9 protein-coding genes are annotated in these 9,014 nt (G+C 49.6%); 1 reads left to right on the top strand and 8 read right to left on the bottom strand.

Annotation, left to right across the window (positions count from 1 at the left end; all coding sequences use genetic code 11):
* Positions 1 to 102: 102 nt before the first annotated feature.
* From WCO51_06050 to WCO51_06035, 4 genes are all read right to left on the bottom strand, one after another.
* Positions 103 to 516 carry a glycine radical domain-containing protein gene (locus WCO51_06050; protein MEI6512821.1) on the bottom strand — a complete coding sequence of 138 codons (414 nt, stop codon included), beginning with the start codon at positions 514 to 516 and terminating at the stop codon, positions 103 to 105.
* Positions 513 to 2,189: a pyruvate formate lyase family protein gene (locus tag WCO51_06045; protein MEI6512820.1), complete on the bottom strand. Its 1,677-nt coding sequence runs from the start codon at positions 2,187 to 2,189 to the stop codon at positions 513 to 515. The genes WCO51_06050 and WCO51_06045 overlap by 4 nt, the downstream gene beginning before the upstream one ends.
* A 61-nt stretch (positions 2,190 to 2,250) precedes the next feature.
* A complete protein-coding gene (locus WCO51_06040; GenBank protein MEI6512819.1) occupies positions 2,251 to 3,177 on the bottom strand; it encodes a hypothetical protein in 927 nt (308 codons plus the stop codon).
* 146 nt (positions 3,178 to 3,323) lie between these two features.
* Positions 3,324 to 4,097, bottom strand: a complete 774-nt coding sequence (locus WCO51_06035; GenBank protein MEI6512818.1) for a Nif3-like dinuclear metal center hexameric protein — start codon at positions 4,095 to 4,097, stop codon at positions 3,324 to 3,326.
* Between the two features lie 280 nt (positions 4,098 to 4,377).
* Between WCO51_06035 and WCO51_06030 the strand changes: the two genes are divergently transcribed.
* Positions 4,378 to 4,791, top strand: coding sequence for a DoxX family protein (locus tag WCO51_06030; protein ID MEI6512817.1), 414 nt, complete (start codon positions 4,378 to 4,380; stop codon positions 4,789 to 4,791).
* 6 nt (positions 4,792 to 4,797) lie between these two features.
* Here WCO51_06030 and WCO51_06025 read toward each other — a convergent pair whose 3' ends face one another.
* The 4 genes from WCO51_06025 to WCO51_06010 form a co-directional block, all read right to left on the bottom strand.
* Positions 4,798 to 5,301, bottom strand: a complete 504-nt coding sequence (locus tag WCO51_06025) for a hypothetical protein (protein MEI6512816.1) — start codon at positions 5,299 to 5,301, stop codon at positions 4,798 to 4,800.
* Positions 5,302 to 7,542, bottom strand: coding sequence for a carboxypeptidase-like regulatory domain-containing protein (locus WCO51_06020; protein ID MEI6512815.1), 2,241 nt, complete (start codon positions 7,540 to 7,542; stop codon positions 5,302 to 5,304).
* Positions 7,543 to 7,564: 22 nt separating this feature from the next.
* Positions 7,565 to 8,395: a hypothetical protein gene (locus WCO51_06015; GenBank protein MEI6512814.1), complete on the bottom strand. Its 831-nt coding sequence runs from the start codon at positions 8,393 to 8,395 to the stop codon at positions 7,565 to 7,567.
* Between the two features lie 77 nt (positions 8,396 to 8,472).
* Positions 8,473 to 9,014: hypothetical protein (locus WCO51_06010; protein ID MEI6512813.1), on the bottom strand; the 542-nt coding region annotated here is incomplete at its 5' end.

Raw genomic sequence — 9,014 nt, 5'->3', positions numbered from 1 at the left:
ATGGAAGCCCTTATCGAAGGGCGGTGAAGGTTAGGCATAGATATTGACATGGATGCGTTCGGCCTTTCGGCTTACTGCATCCATGTCGTTACACTTCTCCCGTCAGACTTTCATCTCGCTACGGGCGATGACTTCCAGTTGAAGTTCTTTGGCGAGGTCGGTGAAGCGTGCGGAGTAGCCTACTACTCTTACGACCAAATCGCGATGAAGTTCGGGGTGCTCGTAGGCGTCTTTCAGGGTTTCAACGTCCACAAAACAGGGTTGGATTTGAGAGCCGCCAAGGCGTAAGTAGGCTTCGACGAGCGCTGCCACTTTCTCGAGGTTCTCATCCTTCTTCAAATCTGACAACGAGAAGCGAACGTTGAACACAGAGCCTCCGCTCAATAAGGAATGATCGAGTCTTGTGACCGATCGGATAACAGCAGTCGGGCCATGAAGGGCGCTGCCTTGCGAAGGGCCAAGGGAGTCGGCCATTGGCTCACCGGCAAGTCGTCCATCAGCGGTAGCTCCAGTCACATGCCATAGCTCTTATGCACATTCTCACCGCCCATAAGGACGCCAAGGGCGTATCGGCCTTTAGTATAAGTCTCGTAACGGTCGAACTCATTAGCCATGAACTTGAGCATATCCGCCGCAAGAACATCAACAGCCTCAATATCGTTGCCGAATTTAGGTAATGCTCGCAACCGCTTTTTCAGCGTCTCATAGCCTTCGAAGTTAGCGTCTAACGCCTTCCTCAACTCCGCTAAAGTGAGTTCCTTTCGTTCGAAGACAACTTCATTAATGGCATAAAGCGCATCTGCAGCGTTGGAGATGCCTACAGGCAGGACTTGATCGACTCGGAAGGGAGCAACGCCTTCCCAATAGGGGCGACATTCTTCTATACACCCCTCAGTAAAGAGACCGTGTCCGTTGAAGGTGTTGCCGCAATGAGCTCGAGACTTGGCGATGTCACGGGTACCGTCAACCATTAAGCGGACTGCATTGCGCTCGACCGCCTCCACTTCATTCATTAGCTCTTCAAAGCTGGTCACGCCTTTCTTGACGGCTTCGGTGAGGGCATTATCAACCATCATCGGCGCATTGAGCCAACCGGCAACTGCAATCGAATGGCTCTTGCCGGGGATAATTACTTCAGTACAGCCGGAAAGAGCGTAATCGCGCGCCCATTCTATCGGAGCGCCGACACGTTCGAGGGCGGACACCAGTGCAGTGTCACCGTAGAATGCAGGTTGACCACCATGTTCTCGAAGCGTTTTAAGGCCTTCGCGTATGAGGTCCGGCGGTGAACCTGGATGCCATCGGACATAAAGATTAGGCACTTCACGCGGGTTCTCGCGGAAGATTTCGAGGATGATGTACGTTAAATCATTGGTTGCATCGGTTCCATCGGGCTTCTGGCCACCGATAGTAAGAGTGAAAATCGCGCTAAGCCAGAATGGCGGCCCCGAAAGATTGTGGTTAAGCTTCAGTTGGATCTCATCCAGTAGCGCTTTGGCCCCTTCACGGGTAATCCGGCCAGCCTTCTTGTCAGCCTCATAATAGGGCCAGAACGTTTGATCCAGGCGGCCCTGCCCGTCGGATACAATGACGTAGCAGAACCAGAAGGACTGCGCCGCTTCCTGCATGGTAGTTGCAGGGAATTCGGGGACACGTTGGCAAATATCGGCTATCTTGCATAGCCGCTCACGCTCGGCCGGATCGGTCTCATTTTCAGCACGCTCTAGACAGGCCGCCGCATACTTGTGAGCATAAGCGATGAGCGACTCTGCGACCTTGATGTAGCACTCCAGAAAGACGCGTTTACGCTCACAGTCGGGATCGTTCTTATCGAGACCAGCCATGCGGGCTTCAGCCTGCTCGATCTTATGGCGAAGACCGTGCTTGAGGACGATGTCATACCCTCCAATCCAGTGTCCACCGGGAACAGGCGATATAAGACCGATCTTGGTCGCCGCTTTGCATTCGTCCGAGGAGAAGTCAGGCAGACAGCCGACAAAATTTTCCGCACTCATGACCCCAATGGTGTTATGGCGATCTTCATCGGCCACATATTTAGGCTGTTGAAATGAGCCGACGATGCTCTCCCCTTCCAGCACAATCACTCCTAGGCCTTCGATCCATTTGACCATATTTTCGCAGCCTTTTTGAAGCTGTTCGATGGTATGCATTGTTTCGGTCTGTAACATCTTTTTACTTCCTTTCGTGCAGTCAAATCCGCTCAAGTTCTCCTTGCTGGAGAGGGGGGATTTACTTCACGCTCGCTAAAGTTGCCGCAATTTCAGTTAAGAATACAGTGAACTCTCCGGTAATGTCGGTGAGGACGTCGAGGGGGTCTTCGGGTGTGAAGCCCCAGGAGCCTCCAGGATGTTGGAAACCGACCAAGTAGTCGGCCAGTTCGATCGCTTTATCACGCGCCCGCTCGTCTCCCGTTACCGAATACATAATCGCTGCCCCAAGTCCTGATTTCCCACTGGGCGGGCTTTGATAGGCATCTTCTGCACAGCATAATGAGAACTCGAACAGTTGCTGCGCTCCCGAAAGATATCGCTTATCCAAAGTTGCTATATATAGTCTCATAAAGAAAAGCATCACGATGCCGGGATTATAATAAATCTGCTTTGTTAGAGTGGCATCGATGAAGCCGGAATCGGTCAAAAGCTTCCCGTCAGGGGACATGTTGAAATAGAGCTTCATCTTATCCGGTTGCTGTTTAAGCATCTCGAGGAAGCAGTCGCCGGCTTTTTTCGCCACGTCCATTTGCCCCAGATAGACCGCTGCAAGACCCGACCAGGCAGTGTAAACACATTCGACCATTTGATTGGTGTCATCAGTGCCGCAAAAACCGCCGCATGGAGCTTGAGCATTTAGAATATAGCTCATCCCAGGCATAGAGACATCAAATCTGCCAATACGATGCGCGCCCTGCACAATCCAGGCGTTTTTATATATTCGCCACATCTGATTGCCGAAATCGCCATTCGGCATCAGCGCGTTGTTTTTAATATAACTGACGAGAAGATTAGCCTCAACAAATCGCCCGCTGACAGCCAGAGCATAAGCGCTCTTATAGCAGGCTTCCATAGATGTGATAAGGCCATCCGGTCCTTGATGATCAACCAGCCAATCACTACCACGACGAGCTGCATTTAAGTAGCTTTCAAGATTTTCTTGCATCAATCCACCCTCCTGTACCCATGCTTACCTATCAGATTCGGTTATACCTTTTTCTGAATTGGAGGATTCACTAATTACATTATACTGGATTTATGTCGCTATGCTAAATAATATTTTGATTAATCCAGCGAAAAAAAACGTGATCTTTATAATGCTTGCAAAGCTATATGGACATCGACGTATTCAATTGGGATAGAGGGAAATCTTTCTTTTAGCCATCCGGGCATAGCCATCATGCCGGGCTTTTCAGAGGTGCAGTGGTTGACCATAATGACAGGGAAATCGAGATCAACTGCCCATAAACCGCCATCCCAGGAGTTGTAGCCGTCATCCGTGACGATGCACACATCAGGCTTGAGCTCATACATGTGAGGTAACCAGCTACCGGCGCCGGTGCCTACTGCCATGCGGCTGACTCGCTTGTTGAAATCGCCCAAAGTGAGGACCGTATTTTGACCGAGGGGTTTGACCTTTTCAGCCACGAATTTGGCTAATTCTCCAAAGTTCTGATCGCCGACCAGACAAATTTTGTAGACTTCTTCAACAGGGCGTGGTTCGACAGGATGCCCAAACCAGTCTGCCCACGAATCGCAGATGCCACCCGGTATTCGGTCCCAAACATCATGACAACGCAGGACGGTTAAGCCAAGTTCATCGAGCAGCTTTTTCTTTTCTATTATCATACGTTCGGCGCTGGGATTGCCTTGAAAACCATCATAAAAGGTAGGTTCATGGGTGATAAATAAGTTCAACCCTTTCGCAGCCGCCTCTTTCAACGCCGCATTGGTTGGGTTCCATGCACAAGCGATGCCTTTTACTTCCGTATCAGGACTACCATAAATGAACTGATCCCAGGTCTTATCCCAATTAACCCAAGTCTGTGACTTTCGAAATAGCTCTCTAACTTCATTCGCTCTCATTAAATACTCCTCTTCTATTCCCTCGTCCAAAAAGTGGGGAGGGCAATCACTTCAGGCTTATCCGACCGCATTCTTCCTAAGAGTTGCCACTCCTGCGAAATTGAATGATACCTCTAAAAGGTGTTTTGATTTCCCCAAAACGAAAGCTTCAAACAGTGCAGGCTTTCAATTATTTTTCCCTATGAGTTTCTGCGCCCATCTAAGCTGAAAGCGACAAGGAAACAAACAGTTGCTCAACTTCGTAGATTATATTATTACTAACAAATAGAGGTGAAACAGGATGTTTCGTTGGTTATATCCAAATTACCCTGGAGGACGAGTAGCATTTGGGCTTTTCTTACTTAGGTTAATGTTCGGGTTGGGCTTCATGGTTCATGGGTATCCGAAAATCATAGATATTGGCAGCTTTGCTGCTATGGCAGGGCTTCCAATGCCACTTGCCGCCCTCGCTGCTGGGACAGAGTTTATAGGCGGGGGGCTGCTTGTGATCGGGCTCCTAACGCCTTTGGTGAATATCGCCGTGGTTATCGAGATGCTTGTAGCTATCATCAAAGTACACTTGCACCAAAGCTTCACTAAAGGATGGGAGCTTGCTGCGCTCTACTTAGTTGTGAACCTGGCGATATTCTTCACTAGCCCAGGCAGCTTCTCGATAGACGCATTGCTGTCAAAACCGAAATCTGCAGCTAAGTAAGACGGATTAAGGGGTAATTGATTCGGCTTTCCAGCGCATGGTGAGGGTGTGATTGCCGGCACGGATGCTAGCGCCTGGAGCAGATAGCTTGAAGGTGATATCAAGGCTTCCGGTAGTTGGATCGGCAATGCTTTGGAAAATTTGAGTATATAAAGTATCACTCAAAGTTCCGTTTGAGCCATTGCCTCCTGCAGCGTTGCTTGTTGTCCAGTAGACTTTGGAGGCGGGAATAGCTGTGCCGCTGGGGGGAGTGAAATCAGCGCTCTCGGCCGTCACACTAATCCGAAGCGCATTACCTGAAGTTAGACTTGCATTCTCAAAGCTTAGCACACAAGGGTCAGGACTGCCGATTGTCAACGAGTTGACATCCCAGACATAGAAAGTAACAAACCCAGGAACGGTGAGATCCACTGTTTCAACCGCAAATGCGCCGGATATGGTAAAGGCTGCCACAGCGAAGATCGCTAGCAGCTTCGTTAGCCGTTTACCTTTCATCCTTTGCGTTCTCATCTACTTAATCTCCTGGAAGACGATGCGCTTTTCAAGCAAAGACAAGCGGAAGTTAATTCCAGTCGCCGGCTTGTCGGCCAAGACTTCCACGGTAACATCAGTCGGAGACGCGGCCATCAACTGCTTCGGCAAATACTCTTTATCGAGTTTAACTATATGCTGGCCAGGCTCAACATTATAAAAGCCGAAAGAGCCGTCCTCGTTTGTTGTTGTGACTAAATCCCCAAGGCGAATGACGAGTCCCGCCATGCTTTGGGCTGGACTCGATTTATCCTTGGTTTTTGTATCACAGAAAACCTGTCCTGAAATGGTATTCAAGGGTACAACATGAAAATCGAGTTGAGTTCGCGTGTTGTAAGCCAACTCCATTTTCTGCGATCCTTCACCCACACGATAATCCGCAGGCAAACTGCCCTCATCAAGGCTTATATGATATGGCCCGGAAGGAAGACTGTCGCAGGTATACCATCCTTTATCATCGGTTGCAACACGATATCCATTGAGTCGAACGATAGCTCCGGCAAATGGACGGCCAAGCAAATCGACCACTCTTCCCTTAATTCGAGCGCCGCGAGTTGGAGTATTAATTATCCATTGCTTGCGGAGCATAAACCGCATTCCCCGTTCGGTTTTGACATTTCTACTACTCTGGAATGGGGTTAATGGGCCAAATTCAGCCGTGAGAGCATACCCATCACCAAATAATTGGTTCAGGCGGAAACGGAGCCTGTCAGCTTGATCAATCTGCGGGAAGGCGCTTATCATTTGCAACTGTGTCCGTGAGGTAAGACGATAGGTGCTGACTAGCTGCTGCCAAATTTGGGCGGAACTACCATCGCGCCAGAACTTGCTCATTTGCAAGTCAAAGTTTAGCCGCGGGTCAGCCGCATACTGCACCGCCACCATCAGTTCTTTATTCCCAAACCCATGCCATTCAAGTAATGGGTCAATTGGAGGCTGAGCGGTATCACGCAACTGGTATCGGGTTAATATCCGTAAAGGTCCGAATGGGAAGCTAAGCACAGCAGCATCCGTCGTGCTTGAAGATGATTCTGAAGCCGATCGGGTGTGCTCTAAACTCAGCGCAATGCCAGAGTTGAAGCCAATTCTTAGGGATAAGTTCTGCCAATCGTATTTAGAATTGTCTCCGCGGGATTTGCTAATTCCCCCATAAAGGCTGATCGTGCGATTTAAATTATACGAGAAGAATAAGCCGGCGCCTTTATCGTCAGTTTCTGAACTCACCGAGCGGTAAAAGCCGTAAAGGCCGAGCCGGTCTTTTTGATATGCGCCTCTTAACAGCATTGACCCATCAGTTGATACTTCTCCTCCAAACAATCCGCTATCGCGCCGACCGAACTCATCGCGATATGCCAGCGCGATTCCCTGACTGGAAGATGAAGAGCCATTGAGATAGAGCGAACAGGAAGGCCATCGATTTGGCCCGGCATTCCAGCTATATCGAACGCCTTGCGCTAATCCTCTCAAATCGCTAAAGATATCGCCTGCCTCAACCCCCCATCCCATATCTTTGTCGGTGATAGTAAGACGAGCGTTATAAGCCCTTAGACCTTGGTTACCTTGAGTTAAATTCGTCGTAAAATTCAACTGAGCGCCACGCACGTTTCCATATGCGGAAAGCTCCATCCCATAATCTGCGCCGGTAACATATCCAAGGCCCAGGCCAAGCCGCAAAGAATCGTGATCGCGCGGCAAAATGATATTGTAGTTGAATGGATTAGAGCGGGAACTGCCTTGTGGTTGATTTGAACCCTGAAGCCTTTTCTCCTCCGGACTTTTTTCGATTGTAAGGGATTGCCAACCGTCGGGAACTGTTGGTTTTGAAACAGGTTGTCGTCCAAAAGTAGCGCGTTTTAGTTTCGGATCGATTTCAAGGGTTAATCCCGCAATCTCCGCCATTGCGTCAACAGGCAAATAAGCAGAAGCGCCTTGAATAAGCAAGGGATAGCTAAGTGCAAGGAAGCGTCCGCTAGTGTGGATTGAACTATCTCCGTTTTGAGCTTGCCATTCCAAACCAGAGTTATCGGCAATTGTGAGGGTTTCATCGTTGACTTTGGCGTACAAACCTAATACGGGGCTGAAGGTCATGACGTTGATAGCGGGGGTATCGCCGCGCTCTAAAGGAGCCGCAGCGCCGGTTACATCCGATCCATCGACGTAGATATGCCACGAGCCTTGCGCTCCTATGGCATTAGGAACGAACGCCCAAAGTAATAGCAATATTAGGATGATTCCTTTTGCGCTATTTATTTGGTGTCGGATTAGGCACGTCACGATTGACGTCCATCTCTTTCTGGGCGCCGATAAAGTGGTCGAGTCCGATATCAAGAATCACTCGGACAATATAGCGCCCTGAAGGCAGCACTTTAATGTCAGGCAGGTTTGCGCTGAACATTCCGGTAGTAATAGGTTCGGGTAGAAGAGTTCCGCGAGGGATTTTGATAGTGGTTACCGGCTCACTTTCACCCTTTCGCAGAAACTCAAAACGCCCCTCAACGCCAAGCGGACAATTTCCCTTATTGCAAAGCTTGACGGATGCCTGGTCCGGCATAACCTTGACGTCAGTGATTTGCGCGCTGCGTTCAAGAGGGGTGATGTTTACGAAGATACCAACTGAAACGGAAGCTAAAAATCGTATGCCTACTCCGCTGATGTTCTTCAAAGGATCGGGCGTCTCGTCAACGGTAAGAACGCACCAATATCCACCTGGTTTAACATCGGGCGGAATAGCAATACTGACGCGAATACTCAGAGTTCCCTCCGGATCAACGTCAATTTCAGTGGGGTTGAGTTTAACCCACTTAGCACAGGAACGAGTGAGTATTCCGGCTTCACGATAGTATGACTGTTTACCATCCTCGCTTCGCCACCAATCCTCTGTGCGGGCTTTGAAGTGAGTCCTTTGGCCATCCTTGGACAGAATTAATTGAAACTTACGATTAACCAACTGGCCAGGTCGGCCTTCAACTTTTATAGATTCCAGCGTAGACTGAAAACTAAGAGCCCAACTGGCAGCGTTAATGCTCACCAGAAAGGCAATAACGGCTATGCCGTACTTATTTAACCTTCCCATGTTCACCTCATCGAGATCATCAGATCGAAACCGGGGGTAACCCGGTTTCGTCAGATGATTTAAGACAACTTGGATGGCTAAGGTGTAACCGAGGCGACCTTCCAAGTACATGCCAGCGCATAGGCGCCCGAACGGTCGATCGTGCTCTTCGCTGCAAGCGTAAACACGAGATCTGTCACTTCGGCTGTAGCTGCCTGATTCGCAGTTGACGTTGCTACTTCAGTGTAAGTGGTTGTCGTATTTGACAAGCTAAGCGCTGTGCCTGTTGCACCCGCCCATCCACCAGCAGAGGCCCAACTCACATCACTTGCAGCCCACGTAAGGGTTGCTCCTGTTGGCTTGCTGAACGCAGCCGTATTGGCAGCAATAGACACCTGGATTGCTTTCCCGTCCGCTAAAACGATGCCCGCTATAGTGACGGTATAACCTATCGAAGCCGTGCTGACGGATGTATTTGTTACAGCGAACGCCACGGCCGGAGGTACGGTTACAGTACATTGCTCGCTGACAGTAGCAGTGAACGTAGTATCAGCAGCCCCGCCGGTGTAAGGCAGGGTCACTGCCATAGCCGAAAGCATTCCGACTGTTAATCCTAGTACAACCAGTACCATCCTTGGAC

The organism is bacterium, from assembly GCA_037131655.1.
In the GTDB taxonomy this organism is placed as follows: Bacteria; Armatimonadota; Fimbriimonadia; order Fimbriimonadales; family JBAXQP01; genus JBAXQP01.
Note: the sequence above shows the minus strand (reverse complement) of the source record. Positions and strands in the feature narration are given on the sequence as shown.

Excerpts from the sequence above, each read along its gene's own strand:
- WCO51_06045 (MEI6512820.1), bottom strand. The coding sequence starts at position 2,189 with ATGTTACAGACCGAAACAATGCATACCATCGAACAGCTTCAAAAAGGC.
- WCO51_06040 (MEI6512819.1), bottom strand. The coding sequence starts at position 3,177 with ATGCAAGAAAATCTTGAAAGCTACTTAAATGCAGCTCGTCGTGGTAGT.
- WCO51_06035 (MEI6512818.1), bottom strand. The coding sequence starts at position 4,097 with ATGAGAGCGAATGAAGTTAGAGAGCTATTTCGAAAGTCACAGACTTGG.
- WCO51_06030 (MEI6512817.1), top strand. The coding sequence starts at position 4,378 with ATGTTTCGTTGGTTATATCCAAATTACCCTGGAGGACGAGTAGCATTT.
- WCO51_06025 (MEI6512816.1), bottom strand. The coding sequence starts at position 5,301 with ATGAGAACGCAAAGGATGAAAGGTAAACGGCTAACGAAGCTGCTAGCG.
- WCO51_06015 (MEI6512814.1), bottom strand. The coding sequence starts at position 8,395 with ATGGGAAGGTTAAATAAGTACGGCATAGCCGTTATTGCCTTTCTGGTG.